Origin of the sequence: Variovorax raffinosi (assembly GCF_051216615.1) — a bacterium.
Classification (GTDB): domain Bacteria; phylum Pseudomonadota; class Gammaproteobacteria; order Burkholderiales; family Burkholderiaceae_C; genus Variovorax.
Genome location: NZ_JBPJZR010000011.1, coordinates 80891 through 101286, shown reverse-complemented (window position 1 = coordinate 101286; position 20396 = coordinate 80891). Strand labels below are relative to the sequence as shown.

The window sequence follows — 20396 nt, the reverse complement described above, 5'->3', positions numbered from 1 at the left end:
GGGACATTCGCGAAAAAGAGCACCGTGTCGGCGTGAGCGACGCCCTGAACGAACAGCAGCAACAGCGCCCCAGCCAGCCTGAAGACAAGCTCAGGTCGGCATGCCAGGTATCGGCGAGTTGGAAGTCGCAGGCGCCGGGGCAGCCGCAGCCGGCTCGGTGGGCGCCATCATGAACGTGGTCGGCGTCGCCATCGGCAATGCGGCCTTCTTGAGTTCGTCGAGGATCACGAACAGCAGGTCGCTGCGCACGCCGCCCGCCAGACGGGGGCTCGCCACATAAGCGATCGCCTGAAAGATCAGCAACCCGTTCTCGATGCCTTCGAGCGTGAGCGATGGCGCGGGCGTCTCCAGCACGCCTTCGTGCGAACGGCAGGCCGCAAGGATCAGCTCGCGCACGCGCTGCGCGTCAGTGGTCAGTGGCATCGGCAGGCGGATCAGCACGCGGCCTTCTGCATTGGCCAGCGTCATGTTGCGCACGGTCTTGGTGATGAACTCCGAGTTCGGCACGATCAGCGTGGAGCGATCGCCCAGCTGGATTTCGGTGGCGCGCACGTTGATGCGCCGCACGTCGCCTTCGGCCGTGCCCAGCACCACCCAATCGCCCACCTTCACCGGTTGCTCGGCCAGCAGGATCAGGCCCGAGATGAAGTTCTGCACGATGGCCTGCAAACCGAAACCGATACCCACCGACAGCGCGCTCGCCACCCACGCGATGCGCTCGATGCCGATGCCCAGCGCCGACAGCGTGAACGCGATCACCAGGATGCCGCCGACGTAGCCCAGCAGCGTGGTGATCGAGCTTTGCATGCCCGGTTCGAGCTGCGTGTTGGGCAGGTAGCTGCGTTCGAGCCAGCGCTTGAAGACGCGCAGAACGACAAAACCGATCACCGCCACGGAGATGGCACTGAAGATCGCGCCCGGCACCAACTGGAACTCGCCCACCTTCACGCCGGAGCCGAACTTGCCGCTGCGCTGGAACACCTCGCCGGGGCCGGTGCCCAGCGGGGCGGCCAGTGCGATCAGCATGTAGAAGAACAGCGCGACCCGGCTGATCGCCGAGAGCACCGTCGCGGCCTGGTCCAGCGTCTGCGGCGCGAGGTTGAAGCTCTTCTGCAGCCGCTGGCCGAAGGTGCTGCGCGACGACACAACCGCCATGAACACGTCGTCCGCGAACTTGAACAGCACGTAGAAGGCCGCGGCCACGATGCCGCTCCAGGTGATCTGCGAGGCCAGGAAGCTTGCGAGCGCCACATAGCCGAGCGCGACCAGCACCCAGATCGTGATCATCAGCAAGCCGATCAGCGCGACCAGCAGGCCGACCCACATCGGCCGCTCGGGCAGTCCGGCTTCCGGTGCATCGGCGCGCAGCGGCTTCACCAGATAGAGCACCGAGGCAACCAGCGCCGTGAGCATCAGCGCCGTGAGCACATGCGTGGCGACCACAGCCGCGAAGCTGGCGTCGATCAGCGCATTGACCTCGGCCGGCGTCCACGCCAGCGCCGCCACCAGCGCGACCAGCCAGGGCAGGGCGGCCAGGCGCGTGGCCATGGCATCGGGAATCGGCGGCAGCCGCCACGAAGGCCGGCGCGTGGCCAGCAGCCCGCGGCCCAGCCCGATCACGAAGGCCATGAACACCAGCGCCTGCGCCATCGACTGCAGCGCCTTGCGGGCCTGCGGCTCCCAGGTGGCGTATTCCTTGAGCACTGCGACGAAGCCGTGCGCGGCCACGGCGACCAACAGCACATGGCTCGCGACGATGCCGATCACCAGCACCGAGCGGCGCAGGCGCCCCGCCGGCAGGAAGCGTGCGGCGAGGCGGGTCAGGGCGTGTTCGGCGGCCCAGTTGCCGAGCACGGCGAGCAGCAAGGCGGCAATGAGAGCGGCGATTACCTGCAGGCGGGTTTCGGGCTGGGTGGCGGTCAGCAGGCCGTCGTTGACCGCGGAGGCCATGGCTTTGAAGCGCTCCAGGTCGTCGGGCCAGGCTTCCTTCAGGTCGCTCCAGAACTCGCCGGTCAACGGCGAGGCTGCGCGCTCAGTCAGTTGCGCTTCGAACAGCGCGCGGCGCTGGCTCACCAGGTCGGTGCCGCGCTGCCGCACGTCGACGGACAACAGGCGCGCCAGACGGATGTCTGCGTCCAGTGCGTTGCGCTCCTTGGTCAGGCGCGTGCGCTGGCGTGTGATGTCGGGGTCTTCGGTGGCGCCTGCAGCGGGCGGGTTGCCGAGTTCACCGAGCCGCGCATTCAGGTCGGCCAGCTCGCCGGTGCGCGCGGCGACGAACTTGTCGGCCTGCGTGCCGATGTCGTTGATCTGCGTGAGCAGCTTGCGCGCGTCTTCGTCGGTTTCGGCGGCGGCCGAGATCTTGGTGAACTGTGCGCGCAGCTCGGCCACCGTGGGGGCCGGCGTGGTTGTGACGGCCCCGCTGCTGTTGCTGCTGTCGGGTTGCGCCAGCGCGCCGCCACACATCAGGAGGGCGGTGAAGCAGAAGGTCGCGAGGCGTAGGGTCCAACTCATGGCCGCATCATAGAAGCCGCCATGTCGTAAGCGCCGGTAAGAAATGCAGCGTCAGCCGGCGGGACTGAACAGGTCCACCCTGTCGGTGATGATGCCGTCGGTGCCCAGGTCGATCAGCCGCTGCGCGGCCCAGTCGTCGTTGACGGTGTAGCTCAGCGCGCGCATGCCGGCGCCGTGCACCTTGGCGACCACGGCCGCATCCCACAGCGCATGGTTGCAGACGACGGCCACGCAGCCGAGGTCTTGCGCGGTCTGGAGCCAGTTGCCGCGCAGCGTGTCGAGCAGCAGGCCGCGCGGCAGTTCGGGCTGCACGGCGAGCGCGCCCTTCAGCGACTCGACCTGGAAGGACGTGAGCAGCGGGGGAATGGCCGCGCCCTGCCACAGGCGCGCGGCTTCCTGAGCCACCACTTCGCCGGTCTCGCGCTCGGTGCCGGGCGTCGGCTTGATCTCGATGTTGAGCAGGTACTCGTTGGCCCGGCAGAAGCGCGCGACGTTCTCCAGCGTGGGCAGAGGCTCGCCCGCGAAGCTGCGCGAATGCCAGCCGCCCGCGTCGAGCTGCGACAGCGCGCTCCAGGGCTGCGCGCCACCCGTGCCGTGGCCGCTGGTGGTGCGGTCGAGCGTGGCGTCGTGCATCAGGAAGGGCACGCCGTCCGCGCTGAGCTTGGCATCGCACTCGAACATGCGGTAGCCGTGCGAGGCGCCGAGCTTGAAAGCCGCGAGCGTGTTTTCAGGCGCGAGCTTGCCGGCGCCGCGATGGGCGACCCAGCGGGGGTAGGGCCAGGGTTTCAGCGCCGCCATCGCTCAGTCCGCGCGCTTGCCGGAGCCGGCGTCGAACCAGTGCAGCTTTTCTTCGCGTGCGGCGATCTTCACGGTGTCGCCAGCCACTGGCGGATGGTCGCCTTCGTCGGTGCGCATGATGATCTGCTCTTCGCCGATGCGGCCATAGACCAGGCGCTCGGCGCCCAGCAGTTCGACCTGCTCGACCTGCACCGTCCAGCCGTTTTCGTCGAGCTTCATGTGCTCGGGGCGAATGCCCAGGATCTGGCCCGGGCGCACGCCCGGTGCGTGCTTGAGCAGGTTCATCGGCGGCGAGCCGATGAAGCTGGCCACGAAGGTGGTGGCGGGGCGGTTGTAGACCTCTTCTGGCGTGGCGAACTGGTCCATCACGCCGCCATTCATCACGATGATGCGTTGCGCCAGCGTCATCGCCTCGACCTGGTCGTGCGTGACGAACAGCGAGGTGATGCCGAGTTCGCGGTGCAGCTTCTGGATTTCAAGGCGGGTCTGCGCGCGCAGCTTGGCGTCGAGGTTCGACAGCGGTTCGTCGAACAGAAAGACCTGCGGCTGGCGCACGATCGCGCGGCCCATGGCCACGCGCTGGCGCTGGCCGCCCGAGAGTTCGCGCGGCTTGCGCTCCAGCAGATGGCCGAGTTCGAGGATCTTCGCGGCCTTGTCGACGCGCACCTTGATCTCGGGCACCGGCACCTTGGCGATCTTCAGGCCGTAGGCCATGTTCGCGAACACGCTCATGTGCGGGTAGAGCGCGTAGTTCTGGAACACCATCGCGATGTCGCGCTCGGAGGGTTCGAGTTCGTTCACCACCTTGCCGCCGATGGCGATCTGGCCGGCGGAGATTTCTTCCAGACCGGCCACCATGCGCAACAGCGTGGACTTGCCGCAGCCCGAGGGCCCGACGATCACGATGAATTCATGGTCTGCAATCTCGGCGCTCACGCCGTGGATGACCTGGTTGGCTTTCGGCCCGTGGCCGTAGCGCTTGATGACGTTGCGTAAAGAGAGAGCTGCCATTTTTTATTTCTCGGTATCCACCAGGCCCTTGACGAACCACTTTTGCATCAGGATCACCACCAGCGCGGGCGGCAGCATCGCAAGGATGGCGGTGGCCATCACGACGTTCCATTCGTTCTGTCCGTCGCCGCCGGCAATCATTCGTTTGATGCCGACCACCACGGGGTACATGTCTTCGCTCGTGGTCGCCAGCAGCGGCCACAGGTACTGGTTCCAGCCGTAGATGAACTGGATCACGAACAGCGCCGCAATCGAGGTCTTTGACAGCGGCAGCAGCACGTCGAAGAAAAAGCGCATCGGGCTGGCGCCGTCCATGCGCGAGGCCTCGGTGAGTTCGTCCGGCACCGTGAGGAAGAACTGGCGGAACAGGAAGGTGGCCGTGGCCGACGCGATCAGCGGCACCGTCAGGCCCGCGTACGAGTTCAGCATGTTCAGGTCCGACAGCACCTTGTAGGTGGGCAGGATGCGCACCTCCACCGGCAGCATCAGCGTCACGAAGATGGCCCAGAAGCAGATCTTCTTGAACGGGAAGCGGAAGTAGACGATGGCAAAGGCCGACAGCAGCGAGATCGTGATCTTGCCGATGGCGATCACCATGGCCGTCACGAAGCTCACCCACATCATGTGCGCCACCGGGGCGTTGGAACCGGCGCTGTTCTCGCGGCCGAAGAGCGCGCCCTTGTAGCTGTCGACGATGTTGGCACCGGGCAGGAGCGGCATCGGCGCCTGCACGATCTCTTGCGCGGTGTGCGTGGAGGCCACGAACGCCAGGTAGAGCGGGAAGGCGACGATGAGCACGCCCAGGATCATCACCACATGGGCCAGGATGCCGTGGGTGCCGCGTTTCTCAACCATGGTGCACCCCGCCGAGTTTGTTTTTCTGCTGTTTCATCAGTACTGGACCTTCTTCTCGACGTAGCGGAACTGGATGACCGTGAGTGCCACCACGATCACCATCAGCACGACCGACTGCGCGGCCGAGCCGCCCAGGTCCAGGCTCTTGAAGCCGTCGTGATAGACCTTGTAGACCAGGATGGTCGTGTCCTGGCCCGGGCCGCCCTGGGTGGCCGCATCGACGATCGCGAAGGTGTCGAAGAAGGCGTAGACCACGTTGATCACCAGCAGGAAGAAGGTGGTGGGCGACAGCAGCGGGAACTGCACGGTCCAGAAGCGGCGCCACGGGCGCGCGCCGTCGATGGCCGCGGCCTCGATCAGCGACTTCGGGATCGACTGCAGGCCGGCCAGGAAGAACAGGAAGTTGTAGGAGATCTGCTTCCACACCGAGGCCATCACGATCAGCGTCATGGCGTGGCCCGAGTCGAGCAGGTGGTTCCAGTTGATGCCGATCTTGCCCAGCGCATAGGCCACGACGCCCAGCGAAGGCGAGAACATGAACACCCACAGCACGGCCGCCACGGCGGGCGCCACGGCGTAGGGCACGATCAGCATCGTCTTGTAGAAGGTGCCGCCGCGCGTGATGCGGTCGGCAAACACCGCCAGCATCAGCGACAGGCTGATGCCGATGGTCGCGACCAGCACCGAGAACACGGCCGTGGTCTTGAACGACGCGGCATAGCTCGAGTCGCTCAGCAGGTGCCTGAAGTTGTCGAGCCCGACGAACTCGACCGAGGTGCCGAACGCATCCTGCTGCTGCAGCGACTGCAGGATGGCCTGCCCCGCCGGCCAGAAGAAAAACACGAGGATCACCGCCATCTGCGGTGTCAGCAGCAGCCAGGGCAGCCAGCCCGAGCGAAAGAAAACGCGTTTTTCCATGAACCCTCTACATAAAAAATCCCGCCCGGCTCGCCCTTGGGGAAGGGGGAGCGGGGGCGGGCGATATTAGCCGGACACGGGTGCCCGGAGCTTCAATCGTTAGCTTTTGTTCGCTTTTTGGAAGCGTTCGAGCTGTTCATTGCCGCGCGTCACGATGGCGTCGAGGGCTTCCTTGGCCGTCTTCTTGCCGTTCCAGACCTGTTCGAGCTCTTCGTCCTCGATGGCGCGGATCTGCACGTAGTTGCCCAGGCGGATGCCGCGGCTCTTGTCGGTGACCTTGCGGATCATCTGCGTCACGGCCACGTCGGTGCCCGGGTTCTGCTTGTAGAAGCCCGAGTCTTCGGTGAGCTTGTACGACGCGGTGGTCACGGGCAGGTAGCCCGTGCGCTTGTGGCTGGCGGACTGCACTTCAGGCGTCGAGATGAAGCTGAAGAACTTGGCCACGCCCTTGTATTCGGCGGCCTTCTTGCCCGACATGACCCAGAGGCTGGCGCCGCCGATCACGGTGTTCTGCGGTGCGCCCGGCACGTCCGGGTAGTAGGGCAGGGGAGCCAGGCCGTAGGCGAACTTGGCGTTCTTGGCCACGTTGCCGTAGAAGCCCGACGAGGTGTTGATCATGGCGCACTCGCCCGAGACGAACGAGGCTTCAGGCACGTTGCCGCGGCCCTTGTAGACGAACAGGCCCTGCTTGGCCATGCTGGCCAGGTTCTCGACGTGGCGCTGGTGCAGCGGCGAGTTGACCTTCAGGCGCGTGTCCAGGCCCTGCAGGCCGTTGGCCTTGGTGGCGAACTCCACGTTGTGCCAGGCCGAGAAGCTCTCGAGCTGGGTCCAGTTCTGCCATGCCGTGGTGAACGGGCACTTGTGGCCGCTCGCCTTGAGCTTGGCGGCCGCGGCCACCACTTCGGGCCAGGTCGACGGCGCCTTGTCGGTCGGCAGGCCGGCCGCCTTGAAGGCGTCCTTGTTGAAATAGAAGATGGTGGTCGAGCTGTTGAACGGGAAGCTCAGCATCTGGCCGTTGGGGGCGGTGTAGTAACCGGCCACGGCGGGGATGTAGGCGCTCGGGTCGAACTTCTCGCCCGCGTCCTTCATGACCTGGCCGACCGGAACGATCGCGCCCTTGCTGGCCATCATGGTGGCGGTGCCCACTTCGAACACCTGCAGGATGTGCGGTGCGTTGCCGGCGCGGAAGGCTGCGATGGACGCCGTCATGGATTCGTCGTACGTGCCCTTGAAGGTCGGCACGATCTTGTATTCCTTCTGGCTCTCATTGAACTGCTTGGCCAGGTCGTTGACCCACTCGTTGTTGACGGCGGTCATGGAATGCCACCACTGGATCTCTGTCTGGGCCTGGGCTGCATTGAACAGCGTGGCGGCCAGCGCCGATGCCAGCGCGAGCGTCTTGAATCGCATGAAGACTCCTGAAGGGAAAAATAGTAAGCGCGGATGCTAGGGCATGTGGATGACACAGCCGCGTCACATTGGCGCACGGAGCCGGGGTCTATTCCAGTCGGGGAAACCCCTTTGGCGTCAAGCCCGGCGCGGGCTGCGGCCCTGCATGTTGCGCTGCACCATGCTAGCATCGCCCTCCCTTTTTTGGCCTAGCTTGTCGCCGTGGCCGGGGCTTCCTTGAGTACGTCATGAGCAGCAAAACCTCCCTCGACAAAAGCAGGATCAAGTTCCTTTTGCTCGAGGGCATCCACCCTTCGGCCGTGGAGGTGCTGCGCGCCGCCGGCTACACCAACATCGAGTCGCTGCCGGGTGCCTTGCCCGACGCCGAACTCAAGGCCAAGATCGCCGACGTGCACTTCGTGGGCATTCGCTCGCGGACCCAGCTGACGGCCGAAGTCTTTGCCGCTGCGCACAAGCTGGTGGCAGCCGGGTGCTTCTGCATCGGCACCAACCAGGTCGACCTGGAAGCTGCCCGCGAGCATGGCGTGGCGGTGTTCAACGCACCGTTTTCCAATACCCGCTCGGTGGCCGAGCTGGTGCTGGCCGAAGCCATCCTGCTGCTGCGCGGCGTGCCCGAGAAGAGCGCGGTGGCGCATCGCGGCGGCTGGCTCAAGTCGGCCGACAACGCTTTTGAAATCCGCGGCAAGACGCTGGGCATCGTGGGCTACGGCTCGATCGGCGCGCAGCTGTCGGTGCTGGCCGAGGCGCTGGGCATGCACGTGGCGTTCTTCGACGTGGTCACCAAGCTGCCGCTGGGCAACGCCCGCCAGGTGCGCGATCTGCACCAACTGCTGGCGCAAAGCGACATCGTGACGCTGCACGTGCCCGAGACGCAGGCCACGCAATGGATGATCGGCGCGGCCGAGATTGCGGCGATGAAGCCGGGTTCGATCCTCATCAACGCCTCGCGCGGCACCGTGGTCGCGATCGACGCGCTGGCCGCTGCGCTGAAGGAAAAGAAGCTGCTGGGCGCCGCCATCGACGTGTTCCCGGTGGAGCCGCGCAGCAACAAGGACGAGTTCCTGTCGCCGTTGCGCGGCCTGGACAACGTGATCCTGACCCCGCACATCGGCGGCTCGACGATGGAGGCGCAGGCCAACATCGGGCTGGAAGTCGCCGAGAAGCTGGTGAAGTACAGCGACAACGGGACGTCGACTTCGTCGGTCAACTTCCCCGAGGTGGCGCTGCCTGCGCATCCGGGCAAGCACCGGCTGCTGCACATTCACCGGAACGTGCCGGGCGTGCTGTCCGAGATCAACAAGATCTTTTCGGACAACAACATCAATATCTCCTCGCAGTTCCTGCAGACGAACGAGAAAGTCGGCTACGTGGTGATGGACATCGACGCTGCTTCTTCGGATCTGGCGCTGGAGAAGCTGGCGAAGGTGAACGGGACGATTCGGAGCCGCGTGCTGTTCTGATGTTCTGATTCGTCGGGGGCTCGGCGATGGGCACTGTGCCCTCGGGCGGCCGACGTCACCGGCCGCTTCGCGGCTTCCCTGCGCTGCTCACGACGGGCGGGGTCTCGCAGAACTCGCTTCGCTCAAACAGCTGCGAGCCCTGATCCGCCCGTCGCTGCGCTGCTCGGCGGTGCCTCAACGGCCGCCCAAGGGCACAGCACCCATCGCCGTGGTGACAGCGGTTGTTGATCCCCCCTCTTCGGAGCCCGTTCCCTGTCGTATTACTCCCTCTCCCCCTGGGAGAGGGCTGGGGTGAGGGCAGTCGGCCTCAAAGAAGTGCAGGGTTCTCGCTAACCCCCTGAGCCCGGTACGCGGTGCGGTGTGGTCAGCCCCTCTGGGCCGCCGAGGAGCGCAGCGTTTCGCGGATCAGGGCTCGCAGCTGTTTGAGCGAAGCGAGTTCTGCGAGACCCCGCGAGACGCGAGCACCGCAGGGAAGCCCGAAGGGCCGGCACAGTGGGGCTGACCGCGCCGTACCGCGTACCGGGCGCTCTCCACAAGAAGCGCTCCGCAGCGCCCTTAGCACAAGGGCAACAAAAAACCCACAGGCAAAGCCCCCAAGCCCTGCCCTAAAATCCACCCCCCGGCTACATGGGCGCGCAGCGCCTGGCCAAGGGCCCCACCCGATGAATGCTCCGACCGCGTTGAACGCGTTGTTGTCGCAGGCCGCAGAGCCCGCACGACTTCGCGAGATCCCGTACAACTACACCAGCTTCTCCGACCGAGAGATCGTGATTCGCCTGCTGGGCGAACGCGGCTGGGACCTGCTGCAGACCCTGCGCGCCGAGCGCCGCACCGGCCGATCGGCGCGCATGCTCTACGAAGTGCTGGGCGACACCTGGGTCGTGCAGCGCAACCCCTACCTCGTCGACGATCTGCTGGACAACCCGCGTCGCCGCGGCCAACTGGTCGATGCGCTCAAGCACCGGCTGACCGAGGTGCAGAAGCGCCGCACCCCCGACAGCGACCTGCCGCGCGACCAGCTCGTCGGCGAGCTGACCCACCTCGTGGGCAACGCGGTGTCCAGCTTCGACACCATGTTCAGCAACGTCGCCGCGCTGCGCCGCAAGGCCACCCGCGTGCTGCGCCGGCTCACGGCCAAGGACAACATCAAGTTCGACGGCCTCTCTCGCGTGTCCCACGTGACCGACGCCACCGACTGGCGCGTCGAGTACCCCTTCGTCGTCTTGTGCCCCGACACCGAGACCGAGATGGCGCTGCTGGTCAAGGGCTGCATCGAACTCGGCCTGACCATCATTCCGCGCGGCGGCGGCACCGGCTACACCGGCGGTGCGATTCCGCTGACCTGGAACAGCGTCGTCATCAACACCGAGAAGCTCGAAGCCATGACCGAGGTCGAGCACGTCTCGCTGCCCGGCCTCGAAGCGCCCGTGCCCACCATCTGGACCGAAGCTGGTGTGGTCACACAGCGCGTGGCCGATGCGGCCGAGCGTGCGGGCTTCGTGTTCGCGGTCGATCCGACCTCGGCCGAAGCCTCGTGCGTCGGCGGCAACGTCGCAATGAACGCCGGCGGCAAGAAGGCCGTGCTGTGGGGCACCGCGCTCGACAACCTTGCCTCGTGGCGCATGGTCACGCCGCAGGCCGAATGGCTCGAAGTCACGCGCATCGGCCACAACCTCGGCAAGATCCACGACGCCGAGCGCGCCGTGTTCGAGTTGCAGTACTTCGCGGCCGACGGCAAGACGAAACTGCGCACCGAGCAACTCGACATTCCCGGCAAGACCTTCCGCAAGGAAGGCCTTGGCAAGGACGTGACCGACAAGTTCCTCTCAGGCCTGCCGGGCATCCAGAAAGAAGGCTGCGACGGCCTCATCACCAGTTGCCGCTGGGTCGTGCACCGCATGCCCGCCCACACGCGCACGGTGTGCCTCGAATTCTTCGGCAACGCAAAAGACGCGGTGCCCAGCATCGTCGAGATCAAGGACTTCATGTTCGCCGAGCAGAAGCGCTCGGGCGTGCTGCTGGCCGGCCTCGAACACCTGGACGACCGGTATCTGAAGGCCGTGGGCTACGCGACCAAATCGAAGAAGCACGGCGGCCTGCCGAAGATGGTGCTGTTCGGCGACATCGCGGGCGACGACGCCGATGCGGTGGCGCGCGTCACCTCGGAAGTGGTGCGCATCGCCAACTCGCGCAGCGGCGAAGGCTTCATCGCCATCAGCCCCGAGGCGCGCAAGAAATTCTGGCTCGACCGCAAGCGCACGGCCGCCATCAGCAAACACACCAACGCCTTCAAGATCAATGAAGACGTGGTGATCCCGCTGCCGCGCATGGCCGAGTACAGCGACGGCATCGAGCGCATCAACATCGAGCTGTCGCTGCAGAACAAGCTCGCGCTCACCGACGAACTCGAAGCCTTTCTCACGCGCGGCAACCTGCCGCTGGGCAAGACCGACGATGCGCACGAGATTCCGGCGGCCGAGCTGCTGGAAGACCGCGTGGCGCAGGCGGTGTCGCTGGTACAGGAGACACGTGTGCTGTGGGCCGGCTGGCTGCAGAACGTCGATGCGCTGTTCCCGCAGCTGCAGGACCACAGCCTGCGCGCGAGCTGGAAGACGCAACTTCGCCAACCGCTGCAGGAGATTTTTTCGGGCGGCGAGTTCGCGCCGATCCTGGCCGAGTGCACGGCCATTCACAAGCGCGTGCTCAAGGGCCGCGTGTGGGTCGCGCTGCACATGCACGCGGGCGACGGCAACGTGCACACCAACATCCCCGTCAACAGCGACAACTACGACATGCTGCAGACCGCGCATGCCGCGGTGGTGCGCATCATGGCGCTGGCGCGCAGCCTCGACGGCGTGATCTCGGGTGAGCATGGCATCGGCATCACCAAGCTCGAATTCCTGAGCGACGAAGAGCTGCAACCCTTCACCGACTACAAGAAGCGGGTCGACCCTGAAGGCCGTTTCAACAAGGGCAAGCTGCTGCGCGCACCCGCGGGCGAAGCCGTCACGCTGCATGCCGACCTGACCAACGCCTACACGCCGAGCTTCGGCCTCATGGGCCACGAGTCGCTGATCATGCAGCAGAGCGACATCGGCGCCATTGCCGACAGCGTGAAGGACTGCCTGCGCTGCGGCAAGTGCAAGCCGGTGTGCGCCACGCACGTGCCGCGCGCCAACCTGCTCTACAGCCCGCGCAACAAGATCCTTGCGACCTCGCTGCTGGTGGAGGCCTTCCTCTACGAAGAGCAGACGCGGCGCGGCATCAGCATCAAGCACTGGGAGGAGTTCGAGGACGTGGCCGACCACTGCACCGTGTGCCACAAGTGCCTCACGCCGTGCCCGGTGAAGATCGACTTCGGCGACGTGTCGATGAACATGCGCAACCTGCTGCGCAAGATGGGACAGAAGAGCTTCCGTCCCGGCAACGCGGCCGCGATGTTCTTCCTCAACGCGACCAATCCGCAGACCATCAAGGCGGTGCGCGCGGGCATGGTGGGGGTGGGCTTCAAGGCGCAGCGCCTGGCCAACGACCTGCTGCGTCGCGTTGCGAAGAAGCAGACCGGCGCGCCGCCGGCCACGCTGGGGCCTGCGCCGATCAAGGAGCAGGTGATCCACTTCATCAACAAGAAGATGCCGGGCAACCTGCCGAAGAAGACGGCACGCGCGCTGCTCGACATCGAGGATGCGGACTACGTGCCGATCATCCGCAATCCGAAGTCGACCACCTCGGAAACAGAAGCGGTCTTCTACTTCCCGGGCTGCGGGTCGGAGCGGCTGTTCTCGCAAGTCGGCCTGGCCACGCAGGCGATGCTCTGGCATGCGGGCGTGCAGACGGTATTGCCGCCGGGCTACCTGTGCTGCGGCTATCCGCAGCGCGGCAGCGGCCAGTTCGACAAGGCCGAGAAGATGATCACGGACAACCGCGTGCTCTTCCACCGTGTCGCCAACACGCTCAACTACCTCGACATCAAGACGGTGGTGGTGAGCTGCGGCACCTGCTATGACCAGCTGCAGGGCTACCAGTTCGACAAGATCTTCCCGGGCTGCCGCATCATCGACATTCACGAGTACCTGCTCGAAAAGGGCATCACGCTGGCCGAGGCCGGCGGTGGTGGCTACCTGTACCACGACCCCTGCCATTCGCCGATGAAGCAGCAGGACCCGATGAAGACGGTGAAGGCGCTGGTCGGCGACAACGTGCTCAAGAACGATCGCTGCTGCGGCGAATCGGGCACGCTCGGTGTGTCGCGGCCCGACATCTCCACGCAGATCCGCTTCCGCAAGGAAGAAGAGTTGAAGAAGGGCGAGGCCGCGCTGCGCGAGAGCGGCAACGTGGGCGCGACCGACAACGTGAAGATCCTCACCAGCTGCCCGAGCTGTCTGCAAGGCCTCTCGCGCTACGGCAACGACCTGAACAACGGCCTGCTCGAAGCCGACTACATCGTGGTCGAGATGGCCAACAAGATCCTCGGCGCCGACTGGATGCCGCAATACGTGGCCGCCGCCAATCACGGTGGCATCGAACGGGTGTTGGTATGAAGGTGCAGGGCTGTGTCCTGTGCGAAGGCGCCGGTGGCCGCGTCGTTTTCGAGGGCGCGAAGCTGCGCGTCATTCATGCGGAAGAGGCCGGCTTTCCGGCGTTCTATCGCGTGATCTGGCGCGAGCATGCGGCCGAGTTTTCCGATCTCGAAGCGTCTGACCGCGTGCTGTGCATGGAGGCGGTGACGGTGGCCGAGCAATGCCTGCGCGAGCACCTGAAGCCGGCCAAGATCAATCTTGCCGCGCTCGGCAACATGGTGCCGCACCTGCACTGGCACGTGATCGCGCGCTTTGCGGAGGACAGCCATTTCCCCGGCTCGGTCTGGGCGCCGGTGCAGCGCGAAGTGAATGCTGCGCAGCAGGCGGACATCGCTTCGCGTCTTCCGGCCATCGAGGCTGCGATGATCGAGCGTCTGGGCACAAGGAGTTTCTGATGGCAGGTTTGAAACCGGGCGCACCGACGCCGCAAGCGATCACCGTGCATGGCCAGTCGCGCGTGCTCGAAGTGGGCTTCTCGGATGGCGCGACCTTCCGCATTCCCTTCGAGCTGATGCGCATCTATTCGCCATCGGCCGAAGTGCAGGGCCACGGCCCGGGCCAGGAAGTCCTGCAGACCGGCAAGCGCGAGGTCGAGTTGGCCAACCTGGAGCCGGTCGGCAACTACGCCGTGCAACCGACCTTCAGCGATGGCCACAACACAGGCATCTACTCGTGGGACCTGCTCTACGAACTGGGTGCGAAGCAGGCCGAGCTGTGGGCCGAGTACGAACGGCGCCTTGCCGTGGCGGGCGTCGATCGCGACGCGCCGATGATCGAAGACAGCGGCCACGCCTGCAGCAGCCACTGAAGCCCGAAGTCGGCTTGTGCTATTGAAAAGATAGCCCCGCAGGCAGGGAGGGCGCGCGTTTCGGCGCGTCCGCGTTTGAATAAAAAAGCAACAAATGTCCGCCGTGCGCGCGGGGTCGTCAGCTTGATGTGCAGGCTTCCGGCCTAACATCGGTTGCATGAGCACCACACACTTCGGCTTCGAGAAAGTCGACGAAAGCGAGAAGGCGACACGCGTTCGCGGCGTCTTCGACTCGGTAGCCTCGCGCTACGACATCATGAACGACCTGATGTCGGCCGGCCTGCATCGCGCCTGGAAGGCGTACACCGTGATGGTTGCGAACGTGGGCGAAGGCTCGCGCGTGCTCGACATCGCGGGCGGCACCGGCGACCTGGCCATGGCCTTCGCCAAGAAGGTCGGCGCCACCGGCCAGGTGGTTCACACCGACATCAACGAAGCCATGCTGCGCACCGGACGCGACCGTCTGCTCGACGCCGGCGTGTCGCTGCCCACGATGGTTTGCGACGCAGAAAAACTGCCCTTCCCCGACAACCATTTCGACGTGGTCACGGTGGCCTTCGGCCTGCGCAACATGACGCACAAGGACATCGCGCTCAAGGAAATGAACCGCGTGCTCAAGCCGCGCGGCAAGTTGCTGGTGCTCGAGTTCTCGAAGGTCGCGAAGCCGCTTGCCAAGGTCTACGACTGGTACTCCTTCAACGTGCTGCCGCGTCTTGGCAAGCTCGTGGCGGGTGACGATGCGAGCTATCGCTATCTCGCCGAATCGATCCGGATGCATCCCGCGCAAGAGGAACTCAAGACCCTCATGAAAGAGGGCGGTTTCGGACATGTGGACTATCACAATATGACTGGTGGCGTGGCCGCCCTCCATGTTGGAATCAAGTGTTGATGAAGCGAATCTTTCGCTCAAGAGGAGACGACATGAAGAGTTTGGGTACTTTGTTTTTGGCGGCTGCGATGGTGCTGGGCAGTGTCCAGGCTGAAGCCGCTCGCATGGGTGGTGGCAAGTCCGTGGGGCGTCAGTCGTCCAACGTGACGCAACGCCAGGCCACGCCGCCCGCAGCGCCGGGCGCACCCGCGCAGCAGAACGCGACCAACGCAGCAGCGGCCAAGCCCGCAACGCCGGCCGCGGCCGCCGCACCGAAGCGCCCGTGGGGCGCAATGCTCGGCGGCCTCGCAGCAGGCTTGGGCCTCGCATGGCTTGCGCATTCGCTCGGCCTTGGCGCCGGCTTCGGCAACATCCTGCTGATCGGCCTGCTGGTGCTGGCCGGTGTGGTGGTGTGGCGCATGATCAAGGCGCGCTCGCAGCAAGCCTCGGGTGGCAACAACCAGGGCGGCTTCGCGTTCCAGGGCGCAGGCGCCAGCCCCGCCAACGCCACCGCCCCCGCGCAATACAGCCCGGCCAACGTGGGCAACGATGCATCGGCCCGTCCGTGGGAGCGCAGCGCTACCGCCTTCGACGCCACGCCCGCGGCGGACACAGATCGCCACGGCAGCAGCCTCTCCGCAGCAGGTGCTGCGGCCGGCGGCAGCATGATCGGTTCGGCACTGGTCGGCTCGCAGGCCTGGGGCACGCCCGCAGGTTTCGACGTGGAAGGCTTCCTCGGCGCCGCCAAGCGCAACTTCGTGACGCTGCAGGACGCATGGGACCGCGCCGACGTATCGACGCTGCGTTCGATGATGACCGACAGCATGGTCGACGAGATCCGTACGCAACTGGCCGATCGTGCCGGCCACACCGGTGGTGCCTCGAACAAGACCGAAGTCGTGATGCTCGACGCCAAGCTGCTCGGCATCGAAGAGCTGCCTGATGCCTACATGGCCAGCGTGGAGTTCTCCGGCATGATCCGCGAAGACGCCTCGGCAGGCCCGGGCCCGTTCCGCGAAGTCTGGAACATGACCAAGCCGACCAGCGGCAACAGCGGTTGGCTGGTTGCTGGTGTGCAGGCACTGCAGTAAAGCAAAAAGCTGAAGCGCGCCCGTCGCAGGGCCGCGGCAGTGACGGGATAATGGGGACCATGGCTACACCATCGTCCCCTTTTTCTTTTCTCGGCGACCTTTTCAATCGCATCGGCGAACGTCTCCAGCCTCCGGGCTGGGCGGTCCACGAGATCCAGCACCGCGCGGTCCTGTTCCTGAACCATGTGCTGCAGCAGGAGCCCGAAGCCCAGCAGCGGCTGCTGCGCCAGCAGGGGCGGGTGGTGCGCTTCCAGTGGCGCTTCGTGACGATGGAGCTGGTGGCCACGCCGGCCGGGCTGCTCGACCTGGCCCCTGAAGGCTCGGTCCCCGAACTCACCCTGACCGTGACCGACGACTCTCCCTTCGACATCGCCCGCGCCACGCTGCGCGGCGACAAGCCTTCCGTACAGATCGTGGGCGACGTGCAGCTGGCCGCCGAGGTCAACTGGCTGGTCGATCACGTGCGCTGGGATGTCGAGGACGACCTGGCCCGCGTGATCGGCGATGTGCCTGCGCACACCCTGGGCAATGGCGTGCGGCGTGTCGTGGGCGCGCTGCGCCAGTTCGTCGGCGACCGCACGGCACGCGCCGGCGGTTCGGCGGCCGGCTCGGCGGGCAAGGCCGAATGAGGCGCTTCTACCGCGGCGTGTTCATCGTCTGGATCGCGCTGCGCTACGGCCTCGACGAGCTCGTGCTCACGAGCTTCCAGAAGCCCTGGCTGCGCGTGGTCGCGCGCGTTGTCTCGTTCGGGCGCAAGCTCGATGCGCCGCGCGGCCAGCGGCTGCGCGAAGCCCTCGAGCGGCTCGGCCCCATCTTCGTGAAGTTCGGCCAGGTGCTGTCGACCCGGCGCGACCTGCTGCCACCCGACATCGCCGACGAACTCGCCTTCCTGCAGGACCGCGTGCCGCCGTTCCCTTCGGCGGTGGCCATTGCCACCATCGAGCGCGCGTTCCGCCGTCCCGTGGGCGATGTTTTCGTGCAGTTCGACGAAACCCCGATCGCCAGTGCGTCGATCGCGCAGGTGCACTTTGCCGTCATCCGCACCAAGGAGGGCGAGCTGCGCGATGTCGCCGTCAAGGTGCTGCGGCCCAACATGCGTGGCGTGATCGAGAAAGACCTGGGCTTGATGGCCATGATGGCCGGCTGGGTTGAGAAGCTCTCGCCCGACGGCAAGCGCCTGAAGCCGCGCGAGGTGGTCGGCGAGTTCGACAAGTACCTGCACGACGAGCTCGACCTGGTGCGCGAGGCCGCCAATGCGGCCCAACTGCGCCGCAACATGGTGTCGCTCGAGCTGGTGCTCATTCCCGAGATGTTCTGGGACTTCTGCCATCCCGAAGTCATCGTGATGGAGCGCATGAACGGCGTGCCCATTGCCCAGATGGACCGCCTGCGCGCGGCCGGCGTCGACATTCCCAAGCTGGCGCGTGATGGGGTCACGATCTTCTTCACCCAGGTGTTTCGCGACGGCTTCTTCCATGCCGACATGCACCCGGGCAACATCCAGGTGAGCCTGGAGCCCGAGACCTTCGGGCGCTACATCTCGCTGGACTTCGGCATCATCGGCACGCTGACCGAGTCGGACAAGGAATACCTCGCGCAGAATTTCGTGGCCTTCTTCCGGCGCGACTACAAGCGTGTGGCCGAGCTGCACCTCGAAAGCGGCTGGGTGCCCGAGGGCACGCGCATCGATGAACTCGAAGCCGCGATCCGCACCGTCTGCGAGCCGTACTTCGACCGGCCGTTGAAGGAGATCTCCCTGGGCATGGTGCTGATGCGCCTGTTCCAGACCTCGCGCCGCTTCCATGTCGAGATCCAGCCGCAACTGGTGCTGCTGCAGAAGACGCTGCTCAACATCGAAGGCCTGGGCCGCAGCATCGACCCCGAGCTGGACCTCTGGCACACCGCCAAGCCCTTCCTCGAAAAATGGATGGTCGACCAGATCGGCCCGAAGAAGCTGTTCCAGCAACTGAAGGCCGAGGCGCCGCGCTACGCGAAGTTGCTGCCGCAATTGCCGCGCCTGCTGCACGATTTCCTTGAAAATCGGCCCGCCGACAACCGGCGCGAGCTGCTCGAACTGCTGGCCGAGCAAAAGCGCACCAACCGGTTGCTGCAGACCATCGTCTACGGTGGCATAGGTTTTGTATTGGGGTTGCTCGCCATGCAATTGCTGGTGCGGGTGCGCCTGTTCTAGAGGAGTCTTTGCCGTGTTGTTGACGTTGGTCATCGTCTATCTGCTGGTCACCATCGCCATCGGCCTCTACGCCGCCAAGCGGGTGAAGAACACCACCGACTTCGCCATTGCCGGACGGCACCTGCCGCTCTTCATGATCGTCACGACCACCTTCGCGACCTGGTTCGGGTCCGAAACGGTGCTCGGCATTCCGGCCAAGTTCATCGAGGGCGGGCTGAACGGCGTGGTCGAAGATCCGTTCGGCGCGGGCACCTGCCTGATCCTGGTGGGCCTGTTCTTCGCGGGCAAGCTCTATCGCATGACCCTGCTGACCATCAGCGACTACTACCGCGAGCGCTACGGCCGCGGCGTCGAGGTGGCCTGCTCGCTGATCATCATGCTGAGCTACCTGGGCTGGGTGTCGGCGCAGGTCACGGCGCTGGGTCTGGTGTTCAACCTGTTGTCGGCCGGCGCCATCAGCATCCCGCTGGGCATGGTGATCGGCGTGGTCTCGATCCTGGCCTACACGCTGTTCGGCGGCATGTGGTCGGTGGCGGTGACCGACTTCATGCAGATGATCATTCTCGTGAGCGGTCTCGCGGTCATCGCGGTGTTCGCCGGCAACATGGCGGGCGGTGCCGACAAGGTGGTGGCCTTCGCGGTCAGCAAGGACCTCTTCAAGTTCTGGCCCGAGCCCAACCTGCACGACATGGTGTTCTTCTTCGCGGCCGCCATCACGATGATGCTCGGCTCGATTCCGCAGCAGGACGTGTTCCAGCGCGTGATGTCGGCCAACAGCGTCAAGGCGGCCCAGCGCGGCCCCGTGATCGGCGGCGTGGCGTACATCCTGTTCGCCTTCGTGCCGATGTTCCTGGTGGCCAGCGCGCTGCTGATCATGCCGCAGGAGGTGGCGGTGCTGCTGAAGGAAGATCCGCAGAAGGTGCTGCCCACGCTGGTGCTGCAGAAGATGCCGTTCGTGATGCAGGTGCTGTTCTTCGGTGCGTTGCTGTCGGCCATCAAGTCGACCGCGTCGGCCACCTTGCTGGCGCCCAGCGTCACCTTCACCGAGAACATTTGGCGCCAGTTCCGACCGGCCGGCACCGACCGCGAGAACCTCATGACCATGCGGATCACCGTGCTGCTGTTCAGCGCCGCCGTGCTGGCCTACGCCATCCGCATGCAGGGCACGCCGATCTACGAGCTGGTGTCGGGCGCCTACCAGGTGCCGCTGGTGGGGGCCTTCGTGCCGCTGGTCTGCGGCCTGTACTGGCGCCGCGCCACCACCCAGGGCGCCATCGCCTCGATCGCCCTGGGCATCGGCGTCTGGCTGCTGTTCCTGGCCATGCCCTGGGGGGCGGTCTTCCCGGCCCAGCTTGCGGGCGTGCTGTGCGCGTTCGTCGGCATGGTGGCCGGTTCGCTGCTTCCGCAATGGCTAGTGGACACTCACACGCCGCACCGCCCGCTGGCGACCGAACCCGCCTGAGACAAGGGCTCAGGGCCCTTGCCGGATGGCGATTGGCGGGTGCACCCCTATAATCGAGGGCTTTGCGAGCGGCAGCTGCGCCGCTTTTTTGACCCCCAATCTTCATGCCCATCTACGCCTACAAGTGCAGCGCCTGCGGCTTTGCCAAAGACGCCCTGCAAAAGATGTCCGACGCGCCCCTGACGGTGTGTCCGGCGTGCGGCGCGAGCGCGTTCGAAAAACAGGTCACGGCCGCCGGCTTCCAGCTCAAGGGCTCGGGCTGGTACGTGACCGACTTCCGTGAGGGCGGCGGCAAGAAGGCCGAGCCTGCCACGGCACCCGTTGCGAGCGACGGCGCCAAGTCCGCCGAGTCTTCTTCTTCCGCCGCGCCAAGCCCCGCTCCGGCGCCCGCGGCGCCGGCTGCTGCCGCCAAGAGCGGCGACTGATCGACCGC

At 65.7% G+C, this 20396-nt stretch carries 16 protein-coding genes; 10 read left to right on the top strand and 6 right to left on the bottom strand.

Features of this window, described 5'->3' with window-relative positions; genetic code table 11:
* Window positions 1-90: 90 nt before the first annotated feature.
* The 6 genes from ACSFB7_RS27785 to ugpB form a co-directional block, all read right to left on the bottom strand.
* The gene (locus ACSFB7_RS27785; protein WP_435475552.1) at window positions 91-2511 is read right to left on the bottom strand and encodes a DUF3772 domain-containing protein; all 2421 of its coding nucleotides are present in this window, start codon (window positions 2509-2511) and stop codon (window positions 91-93) included.
* Between the two features lie 51 nt (window positions 2512-2562).
* On the bottom strand, window positions 2563-3309 hold the full coding sequence (gene ugpQ / locus ACSFB7_RS27780) for a glycerophosphodiester phosphodiesterase (protein ID WP_435475551.1): 747 nt from the start codon (window positions 3307-3309) through the stop codon (window positions 2563-2565).
* Between the two features lie 3 nt (window positions 3310-3312).
* Window positions 3313-4320, bottom strand: coding sequence for a sn-glycerol-3-phosphate ABC transporter ATP-binding protein UgpC (gene ugpC / locus ACSFB7_RS27775; RefSeq protein ID WP_187111849.1), 1008 nt, complete (start codon window positions 4318-4320; stop codon window positions 3313-3315).
* 3 nt (window positions 4321-4323) lie between these two features.
* A complete protein-coding gene (ugpE, locus tag ACSFB7_RS27770; RefSeq protein WP_435475550.1) occupies window positions 4324-5175 on the bottom strand; it encodes a sn-glycerol-3-phosphate ABC transporter permease UgpE in 852 nt (283 codons plus the stop codon).
* Between the two features lie 36 nt (window positions 5176-5211).
* The gene (gene ugpA / locus ACSFB7_RS27765) at window positions 5212-6093 is read right to left on the bottom strand and encodes a sn-glycerol-3-phosphate ABC transporter permease UgpA (protein WP_435475549.1); all 882 of its coding nucleotides are present in this window, start codon (window positions 6091-6093) and stop codon (window positions 5212-5214) included.
* A gap of 99 nt (window positions 6094-6192) precedes the next feature.
* The gene (gene ugpB / locus ACSFB7_RS27760; RefSeq protein WP_435475548.1) at window positions 6193-7503 is read right to left on the bottom strand and encodes a sn-glycerol-3-phosphate ABC transporter substrate-binding protein UgpB; all 1311 of its coding nucleotides are present in this window, start codon (window positions 7501-7503) and stop codon (window positions 6193-6195) included.
* Window positions 7504-7730: 227 nt separating this feature from the next.
* Here ugpB and serA point away from each other — a divergent pair, with 227 nt between their 5' ends.
* From serA to ACSFB7_RS27710, 10 genes are all read left to right on the top strand, one after another.
* Window positions 7731-8963, top strand: coding sequence for a phosphoglycerate dehydrogenase (gene serA, locus ACSFB7_RS27755; protein WP_435475547.1), 1233 nt, complete (start codon window positions 7731-7733; stop codon window positions 8961-8963).
* A 662-nt stretch (window positions 8964-9625) separates the two neighbouring features.
* A complete protein-coding gene (locus ACSFB7_RS27750) occupies window positions 9626-13504 on the top strand; it encodes a DUF3683 domain-containing protein (protein ID WP_435475546.1) in 3879 nt (1292 codons plus the stop codon).
* Window positions 13501-13938 carry an HIT family protein gene (locus ACSFB7_RS27745; RefSeq protein ID WP_435475545.1) on the top strand — a complete coding sequence of 146 codons (438 nt, stop codon included), beginning with the start codon at window positions 13501-13503 and terminating at the stop codon, window positions 13936-13938. The genes ACSFB7_RS27750 and ACSFB7_RS27745 overlap by 4 nt, the downstream gene beginning before the upstream one ends.
* Entirely contained in the window at window positions 13938-14351 is a 414-nt protein-coding gene (locus ACSFB7_RS27740; protein ID WP_435475544.1) for a gamma-butyrobetaine hydroxylase family protein, read from the top strand. The genes ACSFB7_RS27745 and ACSFB7_RS27740 overlap by 1 nt, the downstream gene beginning before the upstream one ends.
* Window positions 14352-14508: 157 nt before the next feature.
* Entirely contained in the window at window positions 14509-15240 is a 732-nt protein-coding gene (gene ubiE, locus ACSFB7_RS27735) for a bifunctional demethylmenaquinone methyltransferase/2-methoxy-6-polyprenyl-1,4-benzoquinol methylase UbiE (protein ID WP_124463039.1), read from the top strand.
* A 32-nt stretch (window positions 15241-15272) separates the two neighbouring features.
* Window positions 15273-16310, top strand: a complete 1038-nt coding sequence (locus ACSFB7_RS27730) for a Tim44 domain-containing protein (protein ID WP_435475543.1) — start codon at window positions 15273-15275, stop codon at window positions 16308-16310.
* A gap of 59 nt (window positions 16311-16369) precedes the next feature.
* Window positions 16370-16939: a ubiquinone biosynthesis accessory factor UbiJ gene (locus ACSFB7_RS27725; RefSeq protein WP_435475542.1), complete on the top strand. Its 570-nt coding sequence runs from the start codon at window positions 16370-16372 to the stop codon at window positions 16937-16939.
* Complete coding sequence (ubiB, locus tag ACSFB7_RS27720; protein WP_435475541.1) at window positions 16936-18501, top strand: ubiquinone biosynthesis regulatory protein kinase UbiB; 1566 nt, start codon at window positions 16936-16938, stop codon at window positions 18499-18501. The genes ACSFB7_RS27725 and ubiB overlap by 4 nt, the downstream gene beginning before the upstream one ends.
* 13 nt (window positions 18502-18514) lie before the next feature.
* Complete coding sequence (locus tag ACSFB7_RS27715) at window positions 18515-19963, top strand: high affinity choline transporter 1 (RefSeq protein ID WP_435475540.1); 1449 nt, start codon at window positions 18515-18517, stop codon at window positions 19961-19963.
* A 104-nt stretch (window positions 19964-20067) separates the two neighbouring features.
* Entirely contained in the window at window positions 20068-20388 is a 321-nt protein-coding gene (locus ACSFB7_RS27710; RefSeq protein ID WP_435475539.1) for an FmdB family zinc ribbon protein, read from the top strand.
* Window positions 20389-20396: the final 8 nt, after the last annotated feature.